Below are 26,425 nucleotides of genomic sequence, written 5' to 3' on the forward strand. Positions count from 1 at the left end.
AAGGCTCTTCGGTTAGCGATGGGCGCTAGGTGCGGCTAGTGCACGGGCGGCGGCGACATCCGCATTGATCGCCGTTTTCAACGCCTCAAGCGAGGCGAAACGCTGCTCTTCACGCAGCTTCTGGTGGAAAACCACCGTCAAACGCCGGTCATACAGATCACCGGCAAAATCCAAAAGGTGAACTTCCAGGTGGGCCTTGCCATCACCTGCAACCGTGGGCCTGACGCCTATGTTGGCGACTCCCGGCCACGACTGGCCGTCGATGTCGACGCTGACCAGGTAAACCCCGGTCAGCGGCACACGGCGGCGTTTGAGTTGCACGTTGGCGGTTGGCGTGCCCAGTTGGCGCGCCAGCTTCTGGCCGTGCAGTACCCGCCCGGCAATGCGGAACGGGCGACCGAGCAAACGCTCGGCCAAGGCGAAGTCGGCAGCGGCCAGGGCGTTACGCACTTGGGTGCTGCTCACGCGCAGGCCATCCAGTTCGACGGTTTGCGCGGCTTCGACGGTAAAACCCTGGGTGATACCGGCGTGTTGCAGGAATTCGAAATCCCCGACCCGGTCGCAACCAAAACGGAAGTCGTCGCCGACCTCCAAATGCTGTACGCCCAGGCCATCTACCAGTATGCGGTCGACGAACTCGGCAGCGCTGAGACTTTGCAAACGCTGGTTGAAAGCCAGGCAGAGGACGCGGTCCACGCCTTCTTCGGCCAGCAGTTGCAGCTTGTCCCGCAGGCGGGCCAGACGGGCCGGTGCCGTTTCCGGGGTGAAATATTCCCGCGGCTGTGGCTCGAAAATCACCACGCAGCTGGGTACGTCCAACTCGACTGCACGCTCGCGCAGCCGGGCCAGGATAGCCTGGTGACCACGGTGAACACCGTCAAAGTTGCCAATAGTGGCGACGCAGCCCCGATGCTCAGGGCGCAGGTTGTGGAGACCTCGAACCAGCTGCATAACGCGCTTCTTGCTCATAAAGTGGTCGATTATAACCACACCCGGCCCCGGACGACAGGCAACAGCGCAGGGCAAATGGATCGAATCGATAAAACAACCGTTTTATCGCGACAAACTCTCTAACTCAACGACTTGCGATTGAAATCCCGCAGGCGGAAGCCCTGCAGCAGCAACATCCCGAAGTACACCACCACACCGGCCACCACCAGCATGCCCAGGCGCATGAAGCGCTCCAGCATATGGCCTTCATCCCAGGCCGGCATGAAGTGCATCAGGCCGAGCAATACCGCCGACATCATCGCAACAGCCACCAGTAACTTGAGGGCGAACATGCCCCAGCCAGGCTGAGGCTGGAACATCTGTTGCTTACGCAGTTGATAAAACAGCAGGCCGGCATTGATGCAGGCTCCAGCACTGATGGCCAGGGCCAGGCCGGCATGGGCCAGCGGGCCGATAAACACCAGGTTGAGCAGTTGCGTGACGATCAGGGTGAAGATCGCGATCTTTACCGGGGTGCGGATGTTTTGCTGGGCATAGAAACCAGGCGCCAACACCTTGATCACGATGATGCCGAGCAGGCCGACGGAATAAGCCACCAGCGCATGCTGAGTCATCAATGCATCATGGGCATCGAATTGCCCGTATTGGAACAGCGACACTGTCAGCGGCTCGGCCAGGATCCCCAAGGCCAGTGCGCACGGCAACACCAGGACGAAGCACAGGCGCAGCCCCCAGTCGAGGATGCGCGAGTATTCCTGGCGATCCTTGCTGGCGTAGGTGCGCGCCAGCGTCGGCAGCAAAATGGTGCCCAGGGCCACGCCCAGCACGCCGGACGGTAACTCCATGAGGCGGTCGGCGTAATACATCCACGACACCGAGCCGGATACCAGCAACGAGGCGAACGCGGTGTTGATGATCAGGGAAATCTGGCTCACCGACACGCCAAGGATCGCCGGCAACATATTGCGCATCACACGCCAGACGCCGGTGTCCTTGAGGTTCAGGCGCGGCAACACGAGCATGCCGATCTTTTTCAGGTGCGGCAGTTGGTAGAGCAACTGCGCCAGGCCACCGGCCAGCACGGCCCAGCCAAGGGCCATGACCGGCGGATCGAAGTAAGGTGTCAGGAACAGGGCAAAGATAATCATGCTGACGTTAAGCAGCGTCGGCACGAACGCCGGTACCGAGAAACGGTTCCAGGTGTTGAGGATCGCACCGGCCAGGGATGACAGCGAGATCAGCAATATATAAGGAAAGGTCACTCGCAACAGATCAGTGGTCAGCGCGAATTTTTCCGGCGTATTGGCAAAACCCGGCGCCGTGGCCCAGATCACCCAAGGCGCGGCGAGCATGCCGACGATGGTCACCAGCATCAACACCAGGGTCAGCAGGCCCGAGACGTAGGCAATGAAGGTACGGGTCGCCTCCTCCCCCTGCTGGGTCTTGTACTCGGCCAGAATCGGCACGAACGCCTGGGAAAATGCGCCCTCGGCAAAGATCCGCCGCAGCAGGTTGGGCAGTTTAAATGCAATAAAGAACGCATCCGTGGCCATGCTGGCGCCAAAAATACGCGCCAGCAGGGTGTCACGCACAAACCCCAAAACCCGGGAGATCATCGTGATAGAGCTGACGGCGGCCAACGATTTGAGCAGATTCATTGAAAGAGTTTGCGCCTATAGATAAAGAGCAGGCGAACTAAGCGCCTACTTATGCGATACTGCGCGCCTGCAACAGCACAGCGCCAAAGCTCGCGAGTTTACAGGTCAAGCGCCGGAAATAAATCACCCGCCTCTTCAGATCGACCACTCAGCAGTTCGCATCAGCCGGCCTTGACAACACATCAAGTCATCGGCATGATTCGCGGCCTATTTTGTTTGCTATTTCCTAAAAAGTCTTTCGAGGAGCTCGACGGTGGCCAACACACCTTCCGCCAAAAAACGTGCAAAACAGGCTGAGAAGCGTCGCAGCCACAACGCCAGCCTGCGTTCCATGGTTCGTACCTACATCAAGAATGTAGTTAAAGCCATCGACACCAAAGACGCTGAAAAAGCTCAAGCAGCTTACGTTCTGGCTGTGCCAGTTATCGACCGTATGGCCGATAAAGGCATCATCCACAAGAACAAGGCCGCTCGTCATAAGAGCCGCCTGAATGGCCACATCAAGGCTCTGAGCGTTCCTGCTGCAGCCTAAGTGGTAGCAACTGCAACGCAACCCCGGTTGCGAAACAGTTAAGAAATGCCCCATACCGAAAGGTCTGGGGCATTTTTGTTTGTGCCTGAAAATACACCACGAGCAAAATGTGGGAGGGGTATCCGGTAGAGATTTTCAAGCGCACAAAAAAACGCCCCGAACCAGTCGGGGCGTTTTTGCTACCACTTGATCAAAACATCAATCAATGGTGATGACCGCCTTCACCGTGGACGTGACCGTGGGCCACTTCTTCCTGGGAAGCGTCGCGGATGGCAACGATCTTCACTTGGAAGTTCAGGCGCTGACCAGCCAGAGGGTGGTTGCCATCGACGGTGACGTCGTCGCCGTCCAGATCACGGATGGTGACGATCTGCATTTGACCGTCCGGCGCGGAAGCGTGGAACTGCATGCCCACTTCCAACTCATCAACACCTTCGAACATGCTGCGGCTCAGGGTGCTGACCAGTTCGGCGGAGTATTCGCCGTAGGCATCTTCAGGTTCTACGGCAACGGTCAGCTCATCACCAACGCTCTTGCCTTCCAGAGCCTTTTCCAGGCCTGGGATGATGTTACCTGCGCCTTGCAGGTAGACCAGCGGCGCGCCGCCGGCTGAGCTGTCGATGACCTCACCAGCGTCGTTGGTCAGGGTATAGTCGATGGAGACAGCCTTGTTAGCGGCGATCGTCATGGGGCGAGACCTTTTGCATAAGAATGAAGAACGGACAAGTCTAAACAAGGATTTGCCCGAAAGCGAACAGAACCCGGACGGACGGGGCCGATCAACGGCATCCTTGATCATCGGTTTCCACCAGGACGAGGAGGGTCACTGGGTTGCCGAGCTGTCTTGCGGCCACACCCAGCACCTGCGCCACCAGCCTCCGTGGCAGTCCCGCGCCTGGGTTCTGGACCCCGCGCAGCGCCTGGAAAAAATAGGCCAGCCCTTTGCCTGCGGCTGGTGTGCGCAAGCGCCCGAATAACGATAACCTTGGCACCTGATTCCCGGCAGGCACTCAACCATAGAGCGCCACCGAAGCCATGCACCTCCAGAGAATTCGCATGCAGACTTTTTTTATCGCGCCCACCGATTTTGGTGTGGGCCTGACCTCCATCAGCCTTGGGCTGGTGCGTACCCTTGAGCGAGCCGGCCTGAAAGTCGGCTTCTTCAAGCCGATTGCCCAGCCGCACCCTGGCGATACCGGCCCTGAGCGCTCCACTGAACTGATAGCGCGCACCCACGGACTAAAACCACCACAGCCCCTGGGCCTGGCTCACGTGGAGCGGATGCTCGGCGACGGCCAGCTCGACGAACTGCTCGAGGAAATCATCACCCTTTACCAGCAAGCCGCCGTGGGCAAGGACGTGCTGATCGTCGAAGGCATGGTGCCGACCCGCAGCGCCAGCTATGCGGCCCGGGTCAACCTGCACCTGGCCAAGAGCCTGGACGCAGAAGTGATCCTGGTCTCGGCCCCGGAAAACGAAGTGCTCACCGAACTCTCCGGCCGCGTGGAATTGCAGGCCCAACTGTTCGGCGGCCCGAAAGACCCGAAAGTGCTCGGCGTGATCCTGAACAAGGTACGCACCGACGAAAGCATGGAAGCCTTCTCGGCGCGCCTCAAGGAGCATTCCCCCTTGCTGCGCAGCGGTGATTTCCGCCTGCTCGGCTGCATTCCTTACCAGCCGGAACTCAACGCGCCGCGCACCCGCGACGTGGCCGATCTGATGGGCGCGCAGATCCTCAACGCCGGCGACTACGAAACCCGGCGCATGACCAAGATCATCATCTGCGCCCGCACCATGCGTAACACCGTGGAGCTGCTCAAGCCCGGCGTGCTGGTGGTGACCCCCGGCGACCGTGACGACATCATCCTCGCCGTCAGCCTGGCCGCGATCAACGGCGTGCCCCTGGCCGGCCTGCTGCTGACCAGCGATACCCTGCCCGACCCGCGCATCATGGAGCTGTGCCGCGGCGCCTTCCAGGCTGGGCTGCCGGTTTTGTCGGTGAGTACCGGTTCCTACGAAACCGCCAACCTGCTCAACAACCTCAACAAGGAAATCCCCATTGATGACCGCGAGCGCGCGGAGATCATCACCGATTTCGTCGCCAGCCACCTCGACGCGCGCTGGCTGCACCAGCGCTGCGGCACGCCACGGGAGATGCGCCTGTCGCCGGCGGTGTTCCGCTACCAGTTGATCCAACGCGCCCAGGCTGCCAACAAACGCATTGTGCTGCCCGAGGGCAGCGAGCCGCTGACCGTGCAAGCCGCCGCCATCTGCCAGGCAAGGGGCATCGCGCGCTGCGTACTGCTGGCCAAGCCGGCTGACGTGGAAGCCGTCGCGCGCGCCCAAGGCATCGAATTGCCCGAAGGCCTGGAGATTCTCGACCCGGACCTGATTCGCCAGCGCTACGTCGAGCCCATGGTTGCCCTGCGCAAGAGCAAGAGCCTGAATGCGCCGATGGCCGAGCAGCAACTGGAAGACACCGTGGTGATCGCCACCATGATGCTCGCACTGGATGAAGTGGACGGTCTGGTCTCCGGGGTTATCCACTCCACCGCCAACACCATTCGCCCGGCCTTGCAGCTGATCAAGACCGCACCGGGCTGCACCCTGGTGTCATCGGTGTTCTTCATGCTGTTCCCCGAGCAGGTGCTGGTCTACGGCGACTGCGTGATGAACCCGCACCCAAGTGCCGCCGAGCTGGCGGAAATCGCCTTGCAAAGCGCCGACTCGGCCGCCGCCTTCGGCATCACCCCGCGTGTGGCGATGATCAGCTACTCCAGCGGCGACTCGGCCAGCGGTGAGGAAGTGGAGAAGGTCCGCGAAGCCACCCTGCTCGCTCATGAGCAGCAAAGCTCGCTTCTGATCGACGGCCCCCTGCAATACGACGCCGCCGCCAACGAAACCGTCGCCCGCCAACTGGCCCCCGACAGCCTGGTCGCCGGTAAAGCCACCGTGTTCGTGTTCCCAGACCTGAACACCGGCAATACCACGCACAAGGCCGTGCAACGCAGTGCCGATTGCGTCAGCCTGGGGCCGATGCTCCAAGGCCTGCGCAAACCGGTCAACGACCTGCCTCGTGGCGCCCAGGTCGACGACATCGTGTACACCATCGCGCTGACTGCGATCCAAGCCGCCAACCGACCTATGGATATCTAAATGCTGGATTTTCTACCTGCCGCCGTACGCGGGGTGATCGCGTCCTTGTTGCTGGCGCTGAACACGATCCTGCTGTGTTCGTTCCTGTTTGTCGTGGCGCTGTTCAAGGCCCTGCCCTTCGCCAAACGCTTCAGTGAATGGCTGATGAACCACACCCATGAAGCCTGGGTCACCAACAACAAGGGTTGGATGAACCTGGTGCGCAGCACCCGCTGGCACCTTAAAGGCCTTGAAGGCCTGGACTACCAGCACTCGTACCTCGTCACCAGCAACCACCAGAGCTGGGTCGACATCATGGTCCTGCAATACGTGCTCAATCGACGCATTCGCCCGCTGAAGTTCTTCCTCAAGCAGGAGTTGATCTGGGTGCCGGTGATTGGCTTGGCGTGGTGGGCGTTGGGCTTTCCGTTCATGAAGCGCTACACCAAGGCCTACCTGGAGAAGCACCCGGAGAAGAAAGGCAAAGACCTGGAAACCACCCGCAAGACCTGTGCGAAGTTTCGCAACAATCCGGTGGGCATTTTCAACTTTGCCGAAGGCACGCGCTTTACGCCGAGCAAGCACGCACAGCAGAAGTCGCCGTTTCGCTACCTGCTCAAGCCCAAGGCGGGTGGTATCGCGTTTGTGCTGGATGCCATGGGGGAACAGCTGAAATCACTGGTCAACGTGACCATTCACTACCCTGGCGGACGCCCTGGGTATTGGGATTTGCTGTGCGGGAATGTGAAGGACGTGGTGGTGCAGTTTGAAGAGGTGCAGATTCCGGCCGAGTTTATCGGCAAAAATTATGAGCAGGATGGGGAGTATCGGTTGGCGTTCCAGGGGTGGATCAACCAGCTGTGGGAAACCAAGGATGCGTTGCTGGACCGACTTCACAAAGACTTCCCAGACAAACGATAACCAAAATGTGCGAGGGGGCTTGCCCCCGATAGCGGTGGATCAGTGACAGATGTACTGACTGACACACTGCTATCGGGGGCAAGCCCCCTCCCACATTTGACTGCAGCGAGGTTTAGATCGCGCCGCGCTGACGCAACAGCTCCAACACTTGCTTGACACTGTCTTCCAGCGACAGGGCCTGGGTGTCGATTACCAGGTCGGCATTCAACGGCACGTCGTACGGGAAGGATTCGCCAGGGATGTTATCCCCACCCGCCGCGTACAGGCCCTGCGGATCACGCTCGGCACACACCAGCGGCGAGGCCTGCACGTACACGGTCAGCAGGCGATCGCTGCCAATCAGCGCCTTGGCCTGTTCACGGCCTTCGGCATCCGGGGCGACGAACGCGGCCAGGGTCAGCAGGCCGGCTTCGTTGAACTGACGCGCCACGTGAGCGGCACGACGCCAGTTCTCGGTACGTCCGGCACGGTCCTGCGGCAACCCTTTATTCAGGTCGTGACGCAGGTTCTGGCCATCCAGCACAAACACCGCACGGCCCATGTCGAACAGCTTGCGCTCGACCGCATAGGCCAAGGTGCTCTTGCCCGCGCCTGACAGGCCGCTGAACAACACTGTGGCCGGTTGCTGGCCGAAACGCAGGGCGCGCTCCTCGGTGGCGACATGGGCCAACTTGCCATGATGGGCCGCACTGCCGTGGGTAATCGGCGGTGCGATGATCATGCCGGCGCCCACGGTGCCGTTGGTCAAGCGATCAATGACGATAAACGCACCGGTGGTGCGGTTGCTGTCGTAGCCATCCAATGCGATGGCGGCGTCGAGACTGACCTTGACCCGGCCGATTTCGTTCAACTGCAGCGAACTCGCCGGGCCTTCGGCCAGGGTGTTCACGTCCACACGGTGCACGATGCTGGTGATGGAACCCGGCACGTAGCTGGTGGCGCGCTTGATGTCGTATTTCTTGCCCGGCAGCATCGGTTCTTCGGCCATCCACACCAGCATGGCGTCGAAGGCGTCGGTCACTTGCGGCACATTGTCGGCATGCACCAGCAGGTCGCCACGGGAGATGTCGATCTCGTCTTCCATGGTCAGGGTCACGGCCTGGCCGGGGCCGGCGTGCTCCAGCTCACCTTCGAAGGTGACGATGGATTTGACGCGGCTGCTCTTGCCCGACGGCAGCACCACGACGTCGTCGCCCTTGTGCACGATGCCGCTGGCCAGGGTGCCGGCAAACCCACGGAAGTTCAGGTTCGGACGGTTGACGTACTGCACCGGGAAACGCAGGTCGGTGTAGTTGCGGTCGTTGGCGATCTCGACGGTCTCGAGGATCTCCATCAGCGACTGGCCGGTGTACCAGGGCGAGTGCTCGCTCTTGTTCACCACGTTGTCGCCCTTGAGCGCCGACATCGGCACGAATGCCATGGTGCTCGGCTTGAAGGCGATGCCCTCGGCGAACTTCAGGTAATCGGCCTTGATCGACTCGAACACGCTTTGGTCAAAGCCATTGATGTCCATCTTGTTGACGGCGATCACGATGTGCTTGATGCCCAGCAACGAGGCGATATAGCTGTGGCGACGGGTCTGGGTCTGCACGCCGTAGCGGGCGTCGATCAGGATGATCGCCAGGTCACAGGTGGACGCACCGGTGGCCATGTTGCGGGTGTACTGCTCATGGCCGGGGGTGTCGGCGATGATGAATTTGCGCTTGGCGGTGGAGAAGTAGCGGTAGGCAACATCGATAGTGATGCCCTGCTCACGCTCGGCCTGCAGACCGTCGACCAGCAATGCCAGGTCGATGTCGTCACCGGTGGTGCCGGACTTTTTCGAGTCACGGGTGATGGCTTCCAGGTGATCTTCGTAGATCATCTTGGAGTCGTGCAGCAGGCGCCCGATCAGGGTGCTCTTGCCGTCGTCGACGTTGCCACAGGTCAGGAAGCGCAACATTTCCTTGCGCTCGTGCTGGCCCAGGTAGGCGAGGATGTCCTCGCTGATCAAATCAGATTGATGCGACATGACAGCCCCTTAGAAATAGCCTTGACGTTTTTTATCTTCCATCGAGCCTGCACCATCGTGGTCGATGACACGGCCCTGGCGCTCGGAAGTTCGCGTCAGGAGCATTTCCTGAATGATGTCCGTCAGCGTCTCGGCTTCGGACTCCACCGCGCCCGTCAACGGGTAGCAGCCAAGGGTACGGAAACGTACTTTCTTTTTGACGATTCGGGCTTTGTCTTCGTCGGACAAGTGCTCGAGGATGCGGTCGTCGTCGATCATGATCAACGTGCCGTTCTTCTCGATGACATCGCGTTCGGCGGCGAAGTACAGCGGCACGATCGGGATGCCTTCCAGGTAGATGTACTGCCAGATGTCCAGCTCGGTCCAGTTGGACAGCGGGAACACACGGATCGACTCACCCTTGTTGACGTTGCCGTTGTAGACGTTCCACAGCTCCGGGCGCTGGTTCTTCGGGTCCCAGCGGTGCTTGCTGTCGCGGAACGAGTACACGCGCTCTTTGGCACGGGATTTCTCTTCATCGCGACGGGCACCGCCGAAGGCAGCGTCGAAACCATGCTTGTCCAAGGCCTGCTTGAGGCCTTCGGTCTTCATGATGTCAGTGTGCTTGGCGCTGCCGTGGGTGAACGGGTTGATGCCCTGCGCTACGCCGTCCGGGTTGACGTGGGTGATCAGGTCCAGGCCCAGCTCTTCGACCATTTTGTCGCGGAACTTGTACATCTCCTGGAATTTCCAGCGGGTGTCGACGTGCATCACCGGGAACGGCAGCTTGCCCGGGAAGAAGGCCTTGCGCGCCAGGTGCAGCATCACGGCGGAGTCTTTACCGATCGAGTAGAGCATCACCGGGTTATCGAACTCGGCGGCGACCTCGCGGATGATGTGGATGCTTTCCGCCTCCAGCTGTTTCAGATGCGTCAGTTTGTCGACCATGGTTACTCACGGAAAAACGATCTTATGGACGGCCAGCGGGCCGTGTTCGAGCGGGGCATGCTAGCACAGCACCTTCTTCTATTCAGGGCGCCAGCTAGATCGAAACGGTATATCAATATGCCCCAAGGTTTGGCCGTCAAATCGGGTTGGGGCAATCGATGAACAGATGCTCCAAGGCAAAGCGCCGCGCCAGGTAGTCGCCCAGAGCCTGTACGCCGTAACGCTCGGTGGCGTGGTGGCCGGCGGCGATAAAGCTGATGTCGTTTTCCCGGGCGCTGTGGAAGGTTTGCTCGGAGGCTTCACCGCTCAGGAACAAGTCGACGCCGGCGGCGATGGCGTTGTCGATGTAACCCTGGCCACCACCGGTGCACCAGCCGACGCGGCGGATCATCTGGCTGCCTTCAATCAGCAGCGGCTCGCGGCCCATCACATCCTGCACTCGCCGGGCGAAGTCGCGGGGCGACAGCGGTTCGGCGAGCGAGCCGACCAGGCCGACGATCTTGGGGTTGCTCGGGTCCAGTGGGCCTTCGACGGTGACTTCCAGCTGTCGGGCGAGTTGCACGTTGTTGCCAACGTCGGGGTGCAGGTCCAGCGGCAGGTGGTAGGCCAACAGGCTGATGTCGTGCTTGAGCAGGGTTTTCAGGCGGCGTTGCTTCATGCCGGTGATACAGGGGTTTTCGCCTTTCCAGAAATAACCGTGGTGCACCAGGATCAAATCGGCCTGGGCTTCGACGGCCGCGTCCAGCAGGGCCTGGCTGGCGGTCACGCCGCTGACGATGCGCATCACTTGCGGCCGCCCCTCGACCTGCAGGCCATTGGGGCAATAATCGGCAATTTTTGCGCTGCCAAGGTAGCGGTCCGCTTCCTCGACGAGGGTGGTAAGGGGGACGGCCATAAAAGACTCCTAAATATCCCGTTCCGAGGCGCTCGCAGCCTCGTATAATGCGCGACATTATGGGCGCTCTCCCGCCCCCTGCAACCTGTCAGGACTTACTTGATGCTCAAGGCACTGCGTTTTTTTGGATGGCCATTGCTGGCTGGCGTGCTGATCGCGATGCTGATTATTCAGCGTTATCCCCAGTGGGTGGGCTTACCCACCTTTGATGTCAACCTGCAACAGGCGCCGCAGACCAGCTCGGTGGTGCAAGGCCCGGTGACTTACGCGGACGCGGTGGTCATCGCCGCTCCGGCCGTGGTCAACCTGTACACCACCAAGGTCATCAACAAGCCGGCCCATCCGTTGTTTGAAGATCCGCAGTTCCGCCGTTATTTCGGTGACAACGGGCCCAAGCAGCGCCGCATGGAGTCCAGCCTGGGTTCCGGGGTGATCATGAGCCCCGAAGGCTACATCCTCACCAATAACCACGTGACCACCGGGGCCGACCAGATTGTGGTGGCCCTGCGTGACGGCCGCGAAACCCTGGCCCGTGTGGTGGGCAGCGACCCGGAAACCGACCTAGCGGTCCTGAAGATCGATTTGAAAAACCTGCCGTCCATCACCCTCGGCCGCTCCGATGGGCTGCGGGTGGGTGATGTGGCACTGGCCATCGGCAACCCGTTCGGGGTGGGCCAGACGGTGACCATGGGCATCATCAGCGCCACCGGGCGTAACCAGCTGGGGCTGAACAGCTACGAAGATTTCATCCAGACCGACGCGGCGATCAACCCGGGCAACTCCGGCGGCGCACTGGTGGATGCCAATGGCAACCTGACCGGCATCAACACGGCGATTTTCTCAAAATCCGGCGGTTCCCAGGGCATCGGCTTTGCGATCCCGGTGAAGCTGGCGATGGAAGTGATGAAGTCGATCATCGAGCACGGCCAGGTAATTCGTGGCTGGCTGGGGATTGAAGTGCAGCCGCTGACCAAGGAGCTGGCCGAGTCGTTTGGCCTGACCGGGCGCCCTGGCATCGTGGTCGCCGGGATCTTCCGCGATGGCCCGGCACAGAAAGCCGGCCTGCAGTTGGGGGATGTGATCCTCAGCATCAACGGCGAACCGGCCGGTGATGGGCGCAAGTCGATGAACCAGGTCGCGCGGATCAAGCCGACCGACAAGGTGGCGATCCAGGTGATGCGCAACGGTAAAGAAATCAAGCTGCTGGCGGAAATCGGCCTGCGCCCACCGCCTGCACCGGTCAAGGAAGAGGAATAAATCACCTCGGCAGGTACCCGTTCGCGGGTACCTGTAAGCTCATGTTTCAGAGCAGAAGCATTCTCATTGGACATGTTATATTGTTTCAATATCGCCATTGGAACGCTCTATCATGCCGTCTCGAAAGTTTGCCCCCCTGGCTGGCCTGGCCTTGGGTTTGTTGCTGGACCCCGCCTTTGCCGAAGACAATACCGTTGAGCTGGACGCCATCAGCGTCACCACCGACGCCTATGAATCCGCCACCGGCCCGGTCAACGGCTACCGCGCCACCCGTTCTGCCAGCGCGACTAAAACCGACACCGCCCTTCGCGACATCCCACAGTCCATCAGCGTGATTCCCGCCTCGGTACTCACGGACCTGGGCAGCACCAGCGTGGAACGCGCCCTGGAGTTCGCCGGCGGCGTGTCCAAGCAGAACAACTTTGGTGGCCTTACCCTCTATGAATACAGCGTGCGCGGTTTCACCACGTCGGAGTTCTACCAGGACGGTTTCAGCGCCAACCGTGGCTACCCGAGCACGCCGGACGCGGCCAATATCGAACGTATCGAAGTGCTCAAGGGCCCCGCCGCCAGCCTGTATGGCCGTGGTGATCCCGGCGGCACCGTGAATATCGTCACCAAAAAGCCTCAGCCTGAAGCCTTCACCACCCTGCAAACCAGCGCCGGCAGTTGGGATCGCTATCGCACCGCCTTGGACGTCAACACGCCACTGGACAACGAGGGCAACCTGCTGTCGCGGGTCAACCTGGCGGTGGAAGACAACAACAGCTTCCGCGATCACGTCGAGAGCAAGCACGTATTTGTCGCGCCCTCATTCAGTTGGCAACTGGACCCGGACACCCGCCTGCTGGTGGAAAGCGAATTCGTACGCCACAGCTCCACCTTCGATCGGGGCATCGTCGACGCCCCCGGCGTATCGCGCTCCACTTTCCTCGGCGAACCCAACGACGGCGATATCGACAACCACAACAACCGCATCCAGGCCACCCTTGAGCATCACCTCAACGACGCCTGGAAACTGCGCCTGGCCAGCCATTACAAGCAAGGCAGCCTGTGGGGCGACGCCTCGGAAAACCGCGCGCTGAACGCCGACGGCCACACCCTCAACCGCCGTTACCGCGAACGTTCCATGGGTTGGCACGACAGCATCACCCAACTGGAACTGCGCGGCCTGTTTGAGATTGGCAGTTGGCAACATGAACTGCTGGTCGGCACCGAGTACGAGGATTACCGCAAGAAGGAGCGCGTCACCGCCATTGCCGGCAGCCTCTACCCCATCGACCTCTACAACCCGGTCTACGGCCAGCCCAAACCCAACGGCGAACGTTCCGGCACCGACTTCTTCGAACAGACCAAAAGCCAGGCGCTGAACCTGCAAGACCAGATCATCTTCACCGACCGCCTGCGCGGCATGGTCGGCGCGCGCTTCGAGCATTTCGAACAAAGCACCGACGACTTCACCCGTAACCATGCCAAGAGTCGGCAAACCCACGACGCACTTACCCAGCGCGCCGGCCTGCTCTACCAACTGACGCCAGAGGTCGGCGTATTCGCCAACGCCTCCACCTCGTTCAAACCCAACAGCGGCCTGGGCGCCACCGGTAAGACCTTTAAGCCCGAAGAAGGCGTGGGCTATGAGGTGGGGATCAAGAGCGAGCTGTTCGACGACCGCCTCAGCGCCACCCTCGCTGCCTTCCATATCGAAAAGGAAAACGTGCTGGCCCTGGACCCGGCCACCAATACCAACCGCGCCATGGGCAAGGCACGCAGCCAGGGCTTCGACCTGCAACTGACAGGACAACTGACCGATGCCGTACGAGTGATCGGCGCCTTTGCCTACATCGACGCCGAAGTGACCAAGGGTGATAAATCCATTCCAGCAGGTAGCCGAATTCTTGGCGTGGCCAAGCGCAGCGGCAGTCTGTTGGGAGTGTATGAATTCCAGGAAGGTGCGTTACGCGGTTCAGACCTGGGCGCGGCGTTCACCTATGTAGGGGATCGCTCGGGTGAAGCGGGCAGTCGCTTTGAGCTGCCCGCCTACCACACCGTCGATTTGCTGGCCCATTACAAGGCCACGCAGAACGTCACCGTGGGCCTGAACCTCAACAACCTGTTCGATGAAAAGTACTACGAGCGGTCCTACAGCAATTACTGGGTCAATCCCGGCGAGCCGCGCAACTTCACCGTCAGCCTGACCCTCAACCTCTAACCGCCCCTTGCTCGCGAAGCACCTGAGAGCGCCGCATTACCCCAGATGCACTGCGTTATCGTTAACGACCTTCGCGAGCAAGCTCGCGCCTACAGTGACAGCGGTGCTCTTTCGCAGAGGGTATTGAGCGCCGCCGCCCATTGCGGGTCATCATTGAGGCACGGCACCAGCACCAACTCCTCACCGCCCGCCTCGCGGAATTGCTCCCGACCACGATCACCGATCTCTTCCAGGGTCTCGATGCAATCGGCAACAAACGCGGGGCACATCACCAGCAGCTTTTTCACCCCTTGCTGGGCCAGCGCTTCCAGGCGTGCCTCGGTGTAGGGTTCGATCCATTTCGCGCGACCCAGGCGCGATTGAAATGCCACTGACCATTTGTCGTCGGGCAAGCCCAGGCGCGCGGCGAAATCCCGGGCAACGCTGAAGCATTGCGCGCGGTAGCAGGTAGCGAGCACCTCAGGCGAGGCATTCTTGCAGCAGTCCGCGTCCTTGAAACAGTGCGCACCGGTAGGGTCGAGCTTTTTCAGATGGCGCTCGGGCAAGCCGTGGAAGCTCAGCAGCAAGTGGTCGTAATGCGCGTCTATATAAGGTCGGGCGCTGGCTGCCAACGCATCGAGGTATTCAGCCTGATCGTAGAACGGCTGCAGGATCGAGAACTGTACGTTGAGCTTTTTGTCACGCACCACCCGTTTGGCTTCCTCAATCACCGTGGTCACGGTGCTGTCGGCAAATTGCGGGTACAAGGGCGCCAGCGTGACCTTTTGAATACCTTGGGCGGCCAACCGCGTGAGGGTCGTTTCCAGGGAAGGCTCGCCATAACGCATCGCCAACTCCACGGGCCCCTGGGTCCACTGCGCGGTCATCTGCTGTTGCAGGCGACGACTGAGTACCACCAACGGCGAGCCCTCGTCCCACCAGATCGAGGCGTAGGCATGGGCAGACTGCTCGGGGCGCTTGATCAGGATCAGCGATACCAGCAAGCGCCGTACCGGCCACGGCAGGTCGATTACATAAGGGTCCATCAGGAACTGATTGAGGTAGCTGCGCACATCGGCCACCGAAGTGGACGCCGGTGAGCCCAGGTTGACCAGTAACAACGCGTGATCCGTCATGCAACATCCTATCTCTTAGAGGCGGCTGGAAACGTCGTCCAAAGCCGCACGCAACTCAGTGAACTGGAAAGTGAAACCGGCCGCCACCAGGCGTTCGGGCAATGCTTTCTGGCCGCCCAGCAACAAGCCGGACAACTCGCCCAAACCCACCTTCAACGCAAAGGCCGGCATCGGCATGAACGCCGGGCGGTGCAGCACCTGGCCCAATGTCTTGGCGAACTCGCGGTTACGCACCGGGTGCGGCGCGCAGGCATTATAAGGACCGCTGGCGTCATCCTTGTGCAGAAGAAAATCAATCAGGGCGATTTGATCCTTGATATGCACCCACGGCATCCACTGCCGCCCGTTGCCGATAGGCCCGCCCAGCCCGAGTTTGAACGGCAGCAACAGGCGCGACAAAAAGCCGCCCTCGGCCGCCAGCACCAGGCCGGTACGCACCAGCACCACGCGGATGCCCATCGCTTCGGCACGCTGGGCGGTTTCTTCCCAGGCGATGCACAGTTGGCTGGGGAAATCGTCCTGTACCGGCCCGCTGGCCTCGGTCAGTTCGCGCTCGCCACCGTCGCCGTACCAGCCCACCGCCGAACCGGAAACCAGCACCGCCGGTTTCTGCGCCTGGCTTTCGAGCCAGGCCAGCAGGGTTTCGGTCAAGCCGATGCGGCTACTCCAAAGCAACGCCTTGCGTTTGTGGGTCCAGGGACGGTCAGCAATCGGCGCACCCGCCAGGTTAACCACCGCGTCCACCGCGCCAATCACCTCCTCCAGACGACTCACGCCCAGCACCGTTGCACCGCACAACCGGGCGACGTCTTCAGGATGACGGCTCCACACCGTCAGGCGATGCCCTTGGGCAATCCAGTGTTGGCAGAGTTGGCGACCGATCAGGCCGGTACCGCCGGTCAGCAAAATATGCATGGGACGCTCCTCATGTAACGTTCGCCGCCGATCACTAGTCTATTTTATAAGCAGGGATCAATTTGTAATCGAGCGTGACTTTTGTTTAAGCCTCATGGTTAACCATAGGTCACGCCAAGCGATCAGGTACGCCAAAACTTATACCAAAAAATAATATTGTACAGCTATTGGTGTCGGCGTAGCCTGTACCCAACGGTAAAACGAGGCCTCCCATGACTGTCCCCATCGCGATCATCGGCACCGGCATCGCCGGTCTCTCCGCCGCCCGAGCGTTACAAGACGCCGGGCACGTTGTACAACTCTTCGATAAAAGCCGCGGCAGCGGCGGCCGCATGTCCAGCAAGCGCAGCGACGCCGGCGCACTGGACATGGGCGCCCAATACTTCACCGCCCGCGATCGACGCTTCGTCAACGAAGTGCAGCGCTGGCAAAGCAACGGCTGGGCCGAGCAATGGAAACCCCAGCTGTACAACTTCAAGTCCGGCCAGCTCACGCCCTCCCCCGATGAACAGATCCGCTGGGTCGGCACGCCACGCATGAGCGCAATCACCCGCGCCCTGCTCGACGACCTGCCGGTGGAGTTCGGTTGCCGTATCACCGAAGTGTTCCAAGGCAAGCAACACTGGAACCTGCTGGATGCCGACGGTGAAAACCACGGCCCCTTCAGCCACGTGATCATCGCCACGCCCGCCCCCCAGGCCACTGCGCTTCTGGCCGCCGCCCCCAAACTGGCGAGCGCCGCCGCCGGCGTGAAGATGGACCCGACCTGGGCCATCGCCCTGGCCTTCGACAAGCCCCTGGATACACCAATGGAAGGCTGCTTCGTGCAAGACAGCCCACTCGACTGGCTGGCGCGCAACCGCAGCAAGCCCGGGCGCGACAACACCCTCGACACCTGGGTGCTGCACGCCACCAGCACTTGGAGCAAGGCCCACCTGGACCTGTCCAAGGAGGCGGTGATCGAACACCTGCACGGTGCCTTCGCCGAATTGCTCCACAGCGCCATGCCCGCACCGTCCTTCAGCCTGGCGCACCGCTGGCTCTACGCACGACCGTCCAGCGCCCATGAATTCGGGGTGCTGGCCGACGCCGACCTGGGCCTGTACGTGTGTGGCGACTGGTGCCTCTCGGGCCGGGTGGAAGGGGCATGGCTCAGTGGCCAGGAAGCCGCGCGACGGTTGATCGAGCACCTGCAATGAACCGCATCAACCCCGCCAAACTGCTGCTGTCGAAGTGGACGGCAGCCCGGCCCCGCAACAAAGAAAAACACTTCCTGGTGACCGAGCTGTTTCGTGACGAAGAAGGCACCTTGCTGGAAATCGAGCTGCAAGCCGTGATGACCAAGCGCACTGATCGCCTGGCCTGGCAAACCCTGCAAAATGCCGAGGATTGGCAAATCGGCTGGAAATAGCTCCCGAGCAAATACTTGTACAAATAATTTGACTTGTACAGCATCAAACCTATGATGAGACTTGGTTGTACAGATTTTATATTTTGTACAGGAATCTTGCAGAGGTTTGGCCATGCCCACACCATCGTCCATCAAGCCGAAGATTGGCATCAGCGCCTGCCTGCTGGGCGAGAACGTGCGTTTCAATGGCGGTCACAAGCAATCCCAGCTATGCAGCGAAGTACTCGCCGAGTATTTCGACTTCGTGCCGCTGTGCCCGGAAGTGGCGATCGGCCTGGGTATCCCCCGTGAAACCATTCGCCTGGTGGGCGATGCCGAACAACCCCAGGCCGTCGGCACCGTACACCGCGAGCTGAATGTCACCGCGCCGCTGGACGCATACGCCCGCAAAATGGCCGCCGAACACACCGACCTGTGCGGTTACATCTTCATGCAGAAGTCGCCATCCTGCGGTCTGGAACGCGTCAAGGTCTACCGTGAAAACGGAGCGCCGGTGGAGGGCGGCGGGCGTGGCATTTACGCCCAGGCGTTCTGCGCGCGTCACCCGAACCTGCCTGTGGAAGAAGACGGCCGCCTGAATGACCCGGTACTGCGGGAAAACTTCCTGACCCGCGTCTTCGTCTACGCCAGTTGGCAGCAACTGCAGGCCGAGGGCCTGACCCGCCACCGCTTGCTGGCGTTTCACTCGCGCTACAAGTATTTGCTGATGGCCCACAGCCTGATGCATTACAAGAGCCTGGGCCACCGCCTCGGCAGCATGGCCAAGGACGTCGACCTCGACGAGTTGGGCGCCTGCTATTTCAGCGACTTGATGACCGGCCTGAAAAAGTGCGCCACCCGCGGCACCCACACCAACGTGCTGCAACACATCAGCGGCTACCTCAAGCAGGCCATCAGCGCCGATGACAAACAGGAAATACAGACAGTTATCGGCCAGTACCATCAGGGCATCGTGCCACTGGTGGTGCCGTTGACCCTGCTCAAGCATCACTTTCGCCAACACCCGGACCGCTACATCGCGCAGCAGGCCTACTTGCAGCCGCACCCGGAAAATCTCAGCCTGCGTAATGCGATCTAAACCATGAAAAGCGTCATGACCGCTATCTTGCAAGACGAACCCGGCGCAGACATCGCCCAAGCCCTCGAAGACGGTTGGCTGCCGATCCGCGAAGTGGCGCGCCAGACCGGCGTCAACGCCGTGACTCTGCGCGCCTGGGAACGCCGTTATGGCCTGATCGTGCCCCAGCGCACGCCCAAGGGCCATCGGCTGTTCAATGCCGAGCATGTACAACGCATCCACACCATCCTCACCTGGCTCAATCGCGGCGTACCGGTCAGCCAGGTCAAAGGCCTGATCGATTCCGCTCAAGCCCTTCCCGATGCCGTAAAGAACGAGTGGCAAGCCTTGCGCCAGAACCTGGTGCAGGCCGTCAGCGAGCTGGCCGAACGCCGGGTGGACGATGTGTTCAACCAGGCCATGGCGCTGTACCCGCCGCGCACCCTGTGTGAGCAACTGCTGCTGCCGCTGCTGCAGGAGTTGGAGCAACGCTGGCAAGGCCAGTTTGGCGCACAGATGGAACGGGTGTTTTTCCTGTCCTGGCTGCGCAGCAAATTCGGTGCACGTATCTACCACAACAATCGCCAGTTGCACGGCGCGCCACTGTTGCTGGTCAACCACTCCGACCTGCCCCTGGAGCCGCACCTGTGGCTCAGCGCCTGGCTGGCCAGCAGCGCCGATTGCCCGGTGGAAGTCTTCGACTGGCCATTGCCCACCGGCGAATTGGCCCTGGCGGCGGAACACCTGCAACCGCGTGCCGTGCTCCTGTATTCGAGCAAGGCCCTGCAATTGCCCGCACTGACCAAGCTGCTGGGCGGAGTCAGTTGCGCAAAACTGCTCGTCGGACCCACGGTCTGCATCCACCAGGCCGAGCTGGCCGTATTAACCCAAGACACTCCTGAATTGTTCGTGGCCGAAGACCCGCTGTCGGCCCACCAGCTCCTGATCCAGCGTGGACTTATTTAAATGCACTTGATCTGGCTGCGCACCGACTTGCGCCTTCACGACAACACCGCCCTGGCTGCGGCCTGCCAGCGAGGCCCGGTGGCGGCCGTGTACCTGATCACGCCTGAGCAATGGCTGACCCATGACGATGCGCCGTGCAAAGTGGATTTCTGGCTGCGCAACCTGCAGCACTTGAGCCAGGCCCTGGGCGCACTGAACATTCCCTTGCTGATCCGCCACGCCGCCACCTGGGACCAGGCCCCCGCCGTATTGAGTCAACTGTGCCGGGAACTGGCCGTGGAGTCGGTGCACGTCAACGAGGAATACGGCATTCATGAAAGCCGTCGCGATGCTGCTGTCGCTGAGGCGCTGGAAGCCGGCGGCGTGACGTTCCACAGCTACCTGGACCAACTGTTTTTCCAACCGGGCAGCGTGCTGACCAAGACCGGCACCTACTTCCAGGTGTTCAGCCAGTTCCGCAAGGTCTGCTACGCTCGCCTGCACAGCGCCCTGCCGCACTTGGTCGCGACGCCACAGGCCCAAAGCCCGATCCCCCTCAAGAGCGATCCGATTCCCGAACAGGTCGAAGGCTTTGAGCCACCCAGCGAGACCCTGCGCGCCCTCTGGCCCGCCGGCGAAGACGAAGCCCGCCGCCGCCTCGACGCATTCGCCGACCAGCAGATCAGCTACTACAAAGACGAACGCGACTTTCCGGCCAAGCCCGGCACCAGCCAGCTCTCCGCCTACCTGGCCGCCGGCGTGGTTTCGCCGCGCCAATGCCTGCACGCCGCACTGCAAACCAATCAGGGCGAGTTCGAAAGCGGCGACATCGGCGCCATCACCTGGATCAATGAACTGCTGTGGCGTGAGTTCTACAAACATATTCTGGTCGGCTACCCACGGGTCTCCCGTCACCGCGCTTTCCGCCCCGAGACCGAAGCCCTGGCCTGGCGCGATGCACCCAAGGACCTCGCCGCCTGGCAGCAAGCCCGCACCGGCCTGCCGATCATCGATGCCGCGATGCGCCAATTGCTGGAAACCGGCTGGATGCACAACCGCCTGCGCATGGTGGTGGCGATGTTCCTGACCAAGAACCTGTTGATCGACTGGCGCGAAGGCGAGCGTTTCTTCATGCGGCACCTGATCGACGGCGACCTGGCGGCCAATAACGGCGGCTGGCAATGGAGCTCATCCACCGGCACCGACTCGGCGCCGTACTTCCGGATTTTCAGCCCGCTGAGCCAGTCGGAAAAATTCGACAGCGAAGGTGTGTTTATCAAGCACTGGCTGCCGGAGCTGGCCACGCTGAACAAGAAGGAAGTACACAACCCGGAAACCGCCGGCGGTTTGTTTGGCGTGACAGATTATCCGCGCTCGATTGTCGACCTGAAAAAATCCCGCGAACGCGCCCTGGCGGCCTTTCGCAACCTGCCTTCACGCCAGGAGGTCGCCGAACATGAGTGACTTCCTGCCCCGCTTCGCCCAGGCCTTCGCCTCGCTGGACAAGCACAACCTGCAGTTGCTCGACGGCCTCTACAGCAAGGACATCGCGTTCACTGACCCGCTGCATGAAATCCACGGTCTGACTGCGCTGCACACGTATTTCGCCGAGCTGTACAGCAACGTCAGCCAGCTGCGCTTCGACTTCCACGGTTTCGACCAGGTGACCGAAGGCGAAGGTTACCTGCGCTGGAACATGAGTTTCTGCCACCCGCGCCTGGGCAAGGGCAAGGTCATCCGCGTGGAGGGCTGCTCGCATTTGATGTGGCGTGACAAGGTGTACCGCCACCGCGATTACTTCGATGCCGGCGCCCTGTTGTACGAACACCTTCCCGTGCTGGGTGGGGTCGTCAGTTGGTTGAAAAGGAGAGTGGGATGAACGCACTGCCGCCCCGTCGTTATTGGCTGACCGGTGCCAGCAGTGGCATCGGCGCTTCCCTGGCGGTGGAGCTGCTCAACAGCGGCGCCCACGTGGCCGTCAGTTCGCGCACCAAAGGCCCGCTGGAAGCACTCGCCCAACGGTACCCCGGCCAGGTGCTGGTGGTGGCCGGCGACCTGACCAATAGCCAGACCGTGCGCGAGATCGGTGAATACATCGGCGCGGCCTGGGGTTCGGTCGACACCGTAATCCTCAACGCCGGCACCTGTGAATATGTCGACGCCAGGCAATTCGATTCCTCGATTATCGAACACGTGGTGCGCACCAACCTGCTGGCCAGCAGTTACTGCATTGAAGCGGCGCTGCCGTTGTTGCGCGCCGGGCGCACACCACACCTGGTGGGCGTCGCCAGCGCCGTGACCTACCTGCCGATGCCACGGGCCGAAGCGTATGGCGCATCCAAGGCTGGGCTGCGCTACCTGTTCGAATCCCTGCGCATCAGCCTGTCGCCCGAGAACATCGACGTCACGGTGATCAGTCCGGGCTTTGTCGACACCCCGCTCACCGAACGCAATGACTTCCCGATGCCCCTGAGCTGGTCCGCCGACAAGGCCGCGCGGCATATTTTCGCCAAGCTGGAGAAGCGCCCGCTGGAGATCGCCTTCCCTGCGCTGTTTATCGCCACGCTGTGGCCGCTGTCGAAACTGCCGAACCGCGCGCAATTGATCATCGGCAAACGCATGTTGCGCAGCCCGCCCCCGAAGAAGGACGACCTGTGAAGATCGCCATTATCGGCAGCGGCATCGCCGGACTGACCAGCGCCTACCTGCTCAGCCGCCGTCACGACATCACGCTGTTCGAGGCGGGCGAGCGTATCGGTGGGCATACCCACACGGTCAACGTCACCGTCGAGGGCGAACCCTATGCGGTGGACACGGGCTTCATCGTGTTCAACGACTGGACCTACCCCAACTTCATTCGCCTGCTGGGGCAGATCGGCGTCACCTTCAAGCCCACCGAAATGAGCTTTTCGGTGTGCGACCAGAGCAACGGCTTCGAGTACAACGGCAACAACCTCAACAGCCTGTTTGCCCAGCGCCGCAATATCCTCTCGCCGGGCTTCTGGGGCATGCTGCGCGACATCCTGCGCTTCAATCGCCAGGCACCGCGAGACCTGCAAGAGCAGCGCATCAGCGCCGAGATGACCCTGGGCGACTACCTCGAAGCCGGCGGTTACGGGCCGCGATTTATCCGGCATTACATCGTCCCGATGGGCGCAGCGATCTGGTCGATGTCCCTGGCGGACATGCTGAACTTTCCGCTGCAGTTCTTTGTGCGCTTCTTCAAGAACCACGGCTTGCTCTCGGTGAACAACCGGCCGCAGTGGTGCGTGATCGAGGGCGGTTCCAGTCGTTATATCGAACCGCTGACCCGCAGCTTTCGTGAGCACATCCGCCTCAACTGCCCCGTGCACCTGGTCGAGCGTGACGCTGAGGGGGTGATTATCCACAGCGCCGCCGGCACCGAAGCTTTCGACAAGGTGGTGTTCGCCTGCCACAGCGACCAGGCACTCGCCTTGCTCAACGAGCCGAGCCAGGCCGAGCAGGAGATCCTCGGCGCCCTGCCCTATGCCGACAACGACGTGGTGCTGCACACCGACACGCGCCTGCTGCCCGACCGCAAACTGGCCTGGGCCAGTTGGAACTACAGGCTGAGCGGCGACGCGCAGACCCAGGCCGCTGTCACCTATGACATGAACATCCTGCAAGGTATCGACAGCGCCACCACCTTTTGCGTCAGCCTCAACCAGACGTCGCTGATCAACCCGCTGAAGATCCTCGCACGCTACACCTACGCCCACCCGCAATACAGCCTGGCCGCCGTGGCCGCGCAAGCGCGTTGGGAGGAACTGAACGGCACGCGACATACGTGGTATTGCGGCGCCTATTGGGCCAATGGTTTCCATGAAGACGGCGTGGTCAGCGCCTTGCGCGTGGCCGAAGCCTTTGGGGAAAGCCTGTGAACAGCGCCCTGTACAGTGGCTGGATCGCCCATCGGCGGTTTGCCCCCAAGGCCCACGCCTTTCGCTACCGCATCGGTCTGCTGTACCTGGACTTAAGCGAACAGGACGAAGTGCTCGGGCTATCGCCCCTGGCCGGCGCAAGTCGCCTGGCGCCCTTCGGTTTTCGCCAGCAGGACTACCTGCATGAATTCACGCGCCACGGCATGAGCTTGACCGATGCCGTGCGCCAGGAAGTCGGCAAGGCTCTGGGGCATACACCCCAGGGCGTTATCTGCCTGCTGACCCAGGCCCGCAGTTGGGGCCTGGCTTTTAATCCGGTGAGTTTCTTCTACTGCTTCGAGGCCGATGGGCAACTGGCCGCGATCCTGTGCGAAGTGACCAACACCCCATGGCGCGAGCGCTATCACTACGTGCTGCCGGCCCAGGCCCTTGGTGCGGAGGAGCACCAGCACTTCGCCGTGGCCAAGGCGTTTCACGTGTCGCCGTTTTTGCCGCGCGACCTGGAATACCGCATGAGCTTCAGCCCGCCCGCCGCCAAGCTCGGCGTGCACATGGCCGATTGGCAGGGCGAGGTGAAAGTCTTCGATGCCACCTTGAGCCTGCACAAAGAAACGCTGAACCGCGCCAGCCTGCACCGTTACCTGTGGCGCTTTCCGTGGATGACCGCCAAGACCTGCCTGGCCATTTATTGGCAGGCCCTGCGTCTGTTGCTCAAGCGCACACCGATTTTTTCCCATCAGGCCGCCGACGGCGCCTCTCGCACAGCTGTCGGGTACACCAAGGATCGACGCCATGAAATCCCCTAGTTTATCGGTCAAGACCAACCGCCTGAACGTCAACGGCATGACCAGTGCGCTGCTGCGCAAGGGCGTGCTGCGCCAACTCAGCCAACTGCGCCATGGCCAGTTGGTGGTGATCGAGGACGGCGAGCGCCAGGTATTCGGCGCACGGGAAGCGCACCTGCTGGGGGAAATCCAGATCCTCGATTCGGCGGTATGGGGGCTGGTGGCGGCCAACGGTTCCATCGGCGCCGGCGAAGCGTTTATCCATGGGTATTGGAGCAGCCCGGACCTGACCGCAGTGGTGCGGGTGATGGTGAGTAACCTGGATGTGCTCGACGCGATGGAGGGTGGCCTGGCGAGACTGGCGCGGCCGTTCACCCAAGGCCTGCACTGGCTCAACCGCAACACGCGCAAGGGCTCGCAGAAAAACATCGCCGCCCACTACGACCTCGGCAACGACCTGTTCGAAGAATTCCTCGACCCGACCATGATGTATTCGGCCGCGCAGTTCCTGACGCCCGACGACACCCTGGAGCAAGCGCAACTGAACAAACTGGAACGCATCTGCCAGAAGCTCGCACTCAAACCCACCGATCATCTGCTGGAAATCGGCACCGGCTGGGGCAGCATGGCGCTGTATGCGGCGCAGCATTATGGCTGCAAGGTCACCACCACGACCTTGTCCAAAGAGCAGTTCGCCTACACCGAAAAACGCATCGCGGCCGTGGGCCTGCAAGACCAGGTCACGTTGCTGCTGCAGGACTACCGCGACCTGACCGGCGAGTACGACAAGCTGGTGTCCATCGAGATGATCGAAGCGGTGGGCCATCGCTTCCTGCCGACCTACTTCAAACAGTGCGCGCACCTGCTCAAGCGCGATGGCCTGATGTTGCTGCAAGCCATCACCATCCGCGAGCAGCGCTTTGAGCAGGCGAAGAACAGCGTCGACTTTATCCAGCGCTATATCTTCCCCGGCGGCGCCCTGCCCAGTGTGCAGAACATGCTGCACATCGTCAGCCGCGACACCGACATGAACCTGTTGCACATGGAGGATTTCGGCCTGCACTACGCACGAACCCTGCGCCTGTGGCACGAGAACTTTCGCCACGCCCACGGCCGTCTGACGGAGTTGGGCTACGACGAATATTTCCTGCGGTTGTGGGAGTTTTACCTGTGCTACTGCGAGGGCGGCTTTATGGAGCGCAGCATTGGCACCGCGCAATTGCTGTTGGCCAAACCGTCGGCCATCAACCCACCGTTACTCGGGCGCTTCAGTGCTTAAACCACTGGCCAATGCCGTGCTGTTCCAGTGCGGGTGGTTTGCCTGTGTACTCGGTGGCGATAGCCCTTGGTTGCTGGTGGGGCTGGCGGTGCTGGCAATCCACCTGCTGTGGATAAGTTCGTGGGCCCAGGACGGCGCGCTGATTATCCGCGTGACGCTGCTCGGCACGGTACTGGATACGATGCTGCGCAGCCTGGGCGTCTTTCAATTTAGCGAGCCGGGACCACTGATTCCGTTGTGGCTCATCCTGCTGTGGGCAGTGCTGGCCACCACCCTGCGCCATTGCCTGGCCTGGAGTGCACGGCCCTGGTGGCGTGCGGCAGCATTGGGGGCGATCGGGGGGCCGCTGTCGTATTACGCCGGGAGCCAGTTGGCGGGCGTGCATTTTGGCTACGCAGTGCTACCCACCATGGCGGGGCTCGCGCTGCTTTGGGCAGTGGTGTTCGTCGGACTGCATCGGCTGGCGCGCTGACGCCTGTCAGACCTTTCACACCTGCGTCACCCGCTTGCCTTACACTGC

At 61.4% G+C, this 26,425-nt stretch carries 25 protein-coding genes; 17 read left to right on the forward strand and 8 right to left on the reverse strand.

Features of this window, described 5'->3' with window-relative positions; all coding sequences use genetic code 11:
• Positions 1 to 12: 12 nt before the first annotated feature.
• Together ribF and murJ are read right to left on the reverse strand one after the other, a co-directional pair.
• On the reverse strand, positions 13 to 951 hold the full coding sequence (gene ribF, locus HDC32_RS16995) for a bifunctional riboflavin kinase/FAD synthetase (RefSeq protein WP_167654708.1): 939 nt from the start codon (positions 949 to 951) through the stop codon (positions 13 to 15).
• 119 nt (positions 952 to 1,070) lie between these two features.
• Positions 1,071 to 2,609: a murein biosynthesis integral membrane protein MurJ gene (murJ, locus tag HDC32_RS17000; protein WP_131698501.1), complete on the reverse strand. Its 1,539-nt coding sequence runs from the start codon at positions 2,607 to 2,609 to the stop codon at positions 1,071 to 1,073.
• A 253-nt stretch (positions 2,610 to 2,862) separates the two neighbouring features.
• Between murJ and rpsT the strand changes: the two genes are divergently transcribed.
• Positions 2,863 to 3,141: a 30S ribosomal protein S20 gene (gene rpsT / locus HDC32_RS17005; protein ID WP_003188401.1), complete on the forward strand. Its 279-nt coding sequence runs from the start codon at positions 2,863 to 2,865 to the stop codon at positions 3,139 to 3,141.
• Positions 3,142 to 3,343: 202 nt separating this feature from the next.
• Here the strand turns inward: rpsT and HDC32_RS17010 are convergent, their stop codons facing one another.
• Positions 3,344 to 3,829, reverse strand: coding sequence for a peptidylprolyl isomerase (locus HDC32_RS17010; protein WP_027606858.1), 486 nt, complete (start codon positions 3,827 to 3,829; stop codon positions 3,344 to 3,346).
• Between HDC32_RS17010 and HDC32_RS17015 the strand changes: the two genes are divergently transcribed.
• From HDC32_RS17015 to HDC32_RS17025, 3 genes are all read left to right on the forward strand, one after another.
• Positions 3,828 to 4,118 carry a DUF3565 domain-containing protein gene (locus HDC32_RS17015; RefSeq protein WP_311771975.1) on the forward strand — a complete coding sequence of 97 codons (291 nt, stop codon included), beginning with the start codon at positions 3,828 to 3,830 and terminating at the stop codon, positions 4,116 to 4,118. The genes HDC32_RS17010 and HDC32_RS17015 overlap by 2 nt on opposite strands.
• A gap of 79 nt (positions 4,119 to 4,197) precedes the next feature.
• Entirely contained in the window at positions 4,198 to 6,297 is a 2,100-nt protein-coding gene (pta, locus tag HDC32_RS17020; protein WP_053131777.1) for a phosphate acetyltransferase, read from the forward strand.
• Entirely contained in the window at positions 6,298 to 7,197 is a 900-nt protein-coding gene (locus tag HDC32_RS17025; RefSeq protein ID WP_145335417.1) for an acyltransferase, read from the forward strand.
• 112 nt (positions 7,198 to 7,309) lie between these two features.
• Here the strand turns inward: HDC32_RS17025 and cysN are convergent, their stop codons facing one another.
• The 3 genes from cysN to HDC32_RS17040 form a co-directional block, all read right to left on the reverse strand.
• On the reverse strand, positions 7,310 to 9,208 hold the full coding sequence (gene cysN, locus HDC32_RS17030) for a sulfate adenylyltransferase subunit CysN (protein WP_184744863.1): 1,899 nt from the start codon (positions 9,206 to 9,208) through the stop codon (positions 7,310 to 7,312).
• Between the two features lie 9 nt (positions 9,209 to 9,217).
• Positions 9,218 to 10,135, reverse strand: coding sequence for a sulfate adenylyltransferase subunit CysD (gene cysD / locus HDC32_RS17035; protein ID WP_017137614.1), 918 nt, complete (start codon positions 10,133 to 10,135; stop codon positions 9,218 to 9,220).
• Positions 10,136 to 10,271: 136 nt separating this feature from the next.
• Positions 10,272 to 11,030 (reverse strand): Nif3-like dinuclear metal center hexameric protein, encoded by a 759-nt coding sequence (locus tag HDC32_RS17040; RefSeq protein WP_131698506.1) that lies wholly within the window; start codon positions 11,028 to 11,030, stop codon positions 10,272 to 10,274.
• A 102-nt stretch (positions 11,031 to 11,132) separates the two neighbouring features.
• Between HDC32_RS17040 and algW the strand changes: the two genes are divergently transcribed.
• Positions 11,133 to 12,287 (forward strand): Do family serine endopeptidase AlgW, encoded by a 1,155-nt coding sequence (gene algW, locus HDC32_RS17045; RefSeq protein ID WP_184744864.1) that lies wholly within the window; start codon positions 11,133 to 11,135, stop codon positions 12,285 to 12,287.
• A gap of 112 nt (positions 12,288 to 12,399) precedes the next feature.
• Positions 12,400 to 14,496, forward strand: a complete 2,097-nt coding sequence (locus tag HDC32_RS17050; RefSeq protein ID WP_184744865.1) for a TonB-dependent siderophore receptor — start codon at positions 12,400 to 12,402, stop codon at positions 14,494 to 14,496.
• A gap of 89 nt (positions 14,497 to 14,585) precedes the next feature.
• On the opposite strand, the gene hemH is transcribed toward HDC32_RS17050, so the two are convergent.
• Complete coding sequence (gene hemH, locus HDC32_RS17055) at positions 14,586 to 15,611, reverse strand: ferrochelatase (protein ID WP_131698509.1); 1,026 nt, start codon at positions 15,609 to 15,611, stop codon at positions 14,586 to 14,588.
• 15 nt (positions 15,612 to 15,626) lie between these two features.
• Entirely contained in the window at positions 15,627 to 16,526 is a 900-nt protein-coding gene (locus HDC32_RS17060) for a TIGR01777 family oxidoreductase (RefSeq protein ID WP_184744866.1), read from the reverse strand.
• A gap of 212 nt (positions 16,527 to 16,738) precedes the next feature.
• Here HDC32_RS17060 and HDC32_RS17065 point away from each other — a divergent pair, with 212 nt between their 5' ends.
• The 11 genes from HDC32_RS17065 to HDC32_RS17115 all read left to right on the forward strand — a co-directional run bounded on the left by HDC32_RS17065 (position 16,739) and on the right by HDC32_RS17115 (position 26,377).
• A complete protein-coding gene (locus HDC32_RS17065; RefSeq protein WP_131698511.1) occupies positions 16,739 to 17,725 on the forward strand; it encodes an NAD(P)/FAD-dependent oxidoreductase in 987 nt (328 codons plus the stop codon).
• Positions 17,722 to 17,937: a TIGR02450 family Trp-rich protein gene (locus HDC32_RS17070; protein ID WP_184744867.1), complete on the forward strand. Its 216-nt coding sequence runs from the start codon at positions 17,722 to 17,724 to the stop codon at positions 17,935 to 17,937. The genes HDC32_RS17065 and HDC32_RS17070 overlap by 4 nt, the downstream gene beginning before the upstream one ends.
• 112 nt (positions 17,938 to 18,049) lie before the next feature.
• Positions 18,050 to 19,015 carry a DUF523 and DUF1722 domain-containing protein gene (locus HDC32_RS17075; protein ID WP_131698513.1) on the forward strand — a complete coding sequence of 322 codons (966 nt, stop codon included), beginning with the start codon at positions 18,050 to 18,052 and terminating at the stop codon, positions 19,013 to 19,015.
• Positions 19,016 to 19,030: 15 nt separating this feature from the next.
• Positions 19,031 to 19,960, forward strand: coding sequence for a MerR family transcriptional regulator (locus HDC32_RS17080; RefSeq protein WP_131698514.1), 930 nt, complete (start codon positions 19,031 to 19,033; stop codon positions 19,958 to 19,960).
• Positions 19,961 to 21,403 carry a deoxyribodipyrimidine photo-lyase gene (gene phrB, locus HDC32_RS17085; protein WP_184744868.1) on the forward strand — a complete coding sequence of 481 codons (1,443 nt, stop codon included), beginning with the start codon at positions 19,961 to 19,963 and terminating at the stop codon, positions 21,401 to 21,403.
• Positions 21,396 to 21,818: a nuclear transport factor 2 family protein gene (locus tag HDC32_RS17090; protein WP_184744869.1), complete on the forward strand. Its 423-nt coding sequence runs from the start codon at positions 21,396 to 21,398 to the stop codon at positions 21,816 to 21,818. The genes phrB and HDC32_RS17090 overlap by 8 nt, the downstream gene beginning before the upstream one ends.
• Entirely contained in the window at positions 21,815 to 22,597 is a 783-nt protein-coding gene (locus HDC32_RS17095) for an SDR family oxidoreductase (RefSeq protein WP_145335433.1), read from the forward strand. The genes HDC32_RS17090 and HDC32_RS17095 overlap by 4 nt, the downstream gene beginning before the upstream one ends.
• A complete protein-coding gene (locus tag HDC32_RS17100) occupies positions 22,594 to 23,841 on the forward strand; it encodes an FAD-dependent oxidoreductase (protein WP_131698518.1) in 1,248 nt (415 codons plus the stop codon). The genes HDC32_RS17095 and HDC32_RS17100 overlap by 4 nt, the downstream gene beginning before the upstream one ends.
• Positions 23,838 to 24,647, forward strand: a complete 810-nt coding sequence (locus HDC32_RS17105) for a DUF1365 domain-containing protein (RefSeq protein ID WP_131698519.1) — start codon at positions 23,838 to 23,840, stop codon at positions 24,645 to 24,647. The genes HDC32_RS17100 and HDC32_RS17105 overlap by 4 nt, the downstream gene beginning before the upstream one ends.
• Positions 24,634 to 25,905, forward strand: coding sequence for a cyclopropane-fatty-acyl-phospholipid synthase family protein (locus HDC32_RS17110; protein ID WP_184744870.1), 1,272 nt, complete (start codon positions 24,634 to 24,636; stop codon positions 25,903 to 25,905). Before HDC32_RS17105 ends, HDC32_RS17110 begins: the two co-directional genes overlap by 14 nt.
• Positions 25,898 to 26,377 carry a DUF2878 domain-containing protein gene (locus tag HDC32_RS17115; RefSeq protein ID WP_131698521.1) on the forward strand — a complete coding sequence of 160 codons (480 nt, stop codon included), beginning with the start codon at positions 25,898 to 25,900 and terminating at the stop codon, positions 26,375 to 26,377. The genes HDC32_RS17110 and HDC32_RS17115 overlap by 8 nt, the downstream gene beginning before the upstream one ends.
• The last annotated feature ends 48 nt before the right edge of the window (positions 26,378 to 26,425 follow it).

The sequence above is a fragment of the Pseudomonas sp. JAI120 genome (genome assembly GCF_014207255.1).
GTDB lineage: Bacteria > Pseudomonadota > Gammaproteobacteria > Pseudomonadales > Pseudomonadaceae > Aquipseudomonas.

Excerpts from the sequence above, each read along its gene's own strand:
- ribF (WP_167654708.1), bottom strand. The coding sequence starts at position 951 with ATGCAGCTGGTTCGAGGTCTCCACAACCTGCGCCCTGAGCATCGGGGC.
- murJ (WP_131698501.1), bottom strand. The coding sequence starts at position 2,609 with ATGAATCTGCTCAAATCGTTGGCCGCCGTCAGCTCTATCACGATGATC.
- HDC32_RS17015 (WP_311771975.1), top strand. The coding sequence starts at position 3,828 with ATGGGGCGAGACCTTTTGCATAAGAATGAAGAACGGACAAGTCTAAAC.
- HDC32_RS17010 (WP_027606858.1), bottom strand. The coding sequence starts at position 3,829 with ATGACGATCGCCGCTAACAAGGCTGTCTCCATCGACTATACCCTGACC.
- pta (WP_053131777.1), top strand. The coding sequence starts at position 4,198 with ATGCAGACTTTTTTTATCGCGCCCACCGATTTTGGTGTGGGCCTGACC.
- HDC32_RS17025 (WP_145335417.1), top strand. The coding sequence starts at position 6,298 with ATGCTGGATTTTCTACCTGCCGCCGTACGCGGGGTGATCGCGTCCTTG.
- cysN (WP_184744863.1), bottom strand. The coding sequence starts at position 9,208 with ATGTCGCATCAATCTGATTTGATCAGCGAGGACATCCTCGCCTACCTG.
- cysD (WP_017137614.1), bottom strand. The coding sequence starts at position 10,135 with ATGGTCGACAAACTGACGCATCTGAAACAGCTGGAGGCGGAAAGCATC.
- HDC32_RS17040 (WP_131698506.1), bottom strand. The coding sequence starts at position 11,030 with ATGGCCGTCCCCCTTACCACCCTCGTCGAGGAAGCGGACCGCTACCTT.
- algW (WP_184744864.1), top strand. The coding sequence starts at position 11,133 with ATGCTCAAGGCACTGCGTTTTTTTGGATGGCCATTGCTGGCTGGCGTG.
- HDC32_RS17050 (WP_184744865.1), top strand. The coding sequence starts at position 12,400 with ATGCCGTCTCGAAAGTTTGCCCCCCTGGCTGGCCTGGCCTTGGGTTTG.
- hemH (WP_131698509.1), bottom strand. The coding sequence starts at position 15,611 with ATGACGGATCACGCGTTGTTACTGGTCAACCTGGGCTCACCGGCGTCC.
- HDC32_RS17060 (WP_184744866.1), bottom strand. The coding sequence starts at position 16,526 with ATGCATATTTTGCTGACCGGCGGTACCGGCCTGATCGGTCGCCAACTC.
- HDC32_RS17065 (WP_131698511.1), top strand. The coding sequence starts at position 16,739 with ATGACTGTCCCCATCGCGATCATCGGCACCGGCATCGCCGGTCTCTCC.
- HDC32_RS17070 (WP_184744867.1), top strand. The coding sequence starts at position 17,722 with ATGAACCGCATCAACCCCGCCAAACTGCTGCTGTCGAAGTGGACGGCA.
- HDC32_RS17075 (WP_131698513.1), top strand. The coding sequence starts at position 18,050 with ATGCCCACACCATCGTCCATCAAGCCGAAGATTGGCATCAGCGCCTGC.
- HDC32_RS17080 (WP_131698514.1), top strand. The coding sequence starts at position 19,031 with ATGACCGCTATCTTGCAAGACGAACCCGGCGCAGACATCGCCCAAGCC.
- phrB (WP_184744868.1), top strand. The coding sequence starts at position 19,961 with ATGCACTTGATCTGGCTGCGCACCGACTTGCGCCTTCACGACAACACC.
- HDC32_RS17090 (WP_184744869.1), top strand. The coding sequence starts at position 21,396 with ATGAGTGACTTCCTGCCCCGCTTCGCCCAGGCCTTCGCCTCGCTGGAC.
- HDC32_RS17095 (WP_145335433.1), top strand. The coding sequence starts at position 21,815 with ATGAACGCACTGCCGCCCCGTCGTTATTGGCTGACCGGTGCCAGCAGT.
- HDC32_RS17110 (WP_184744870.1), top strand. The coding sequence starts at position 24,634 with ATGAAATCCCCTAGTTTATCGGTCAAGACCAACCGCCTGAACGTCAAC.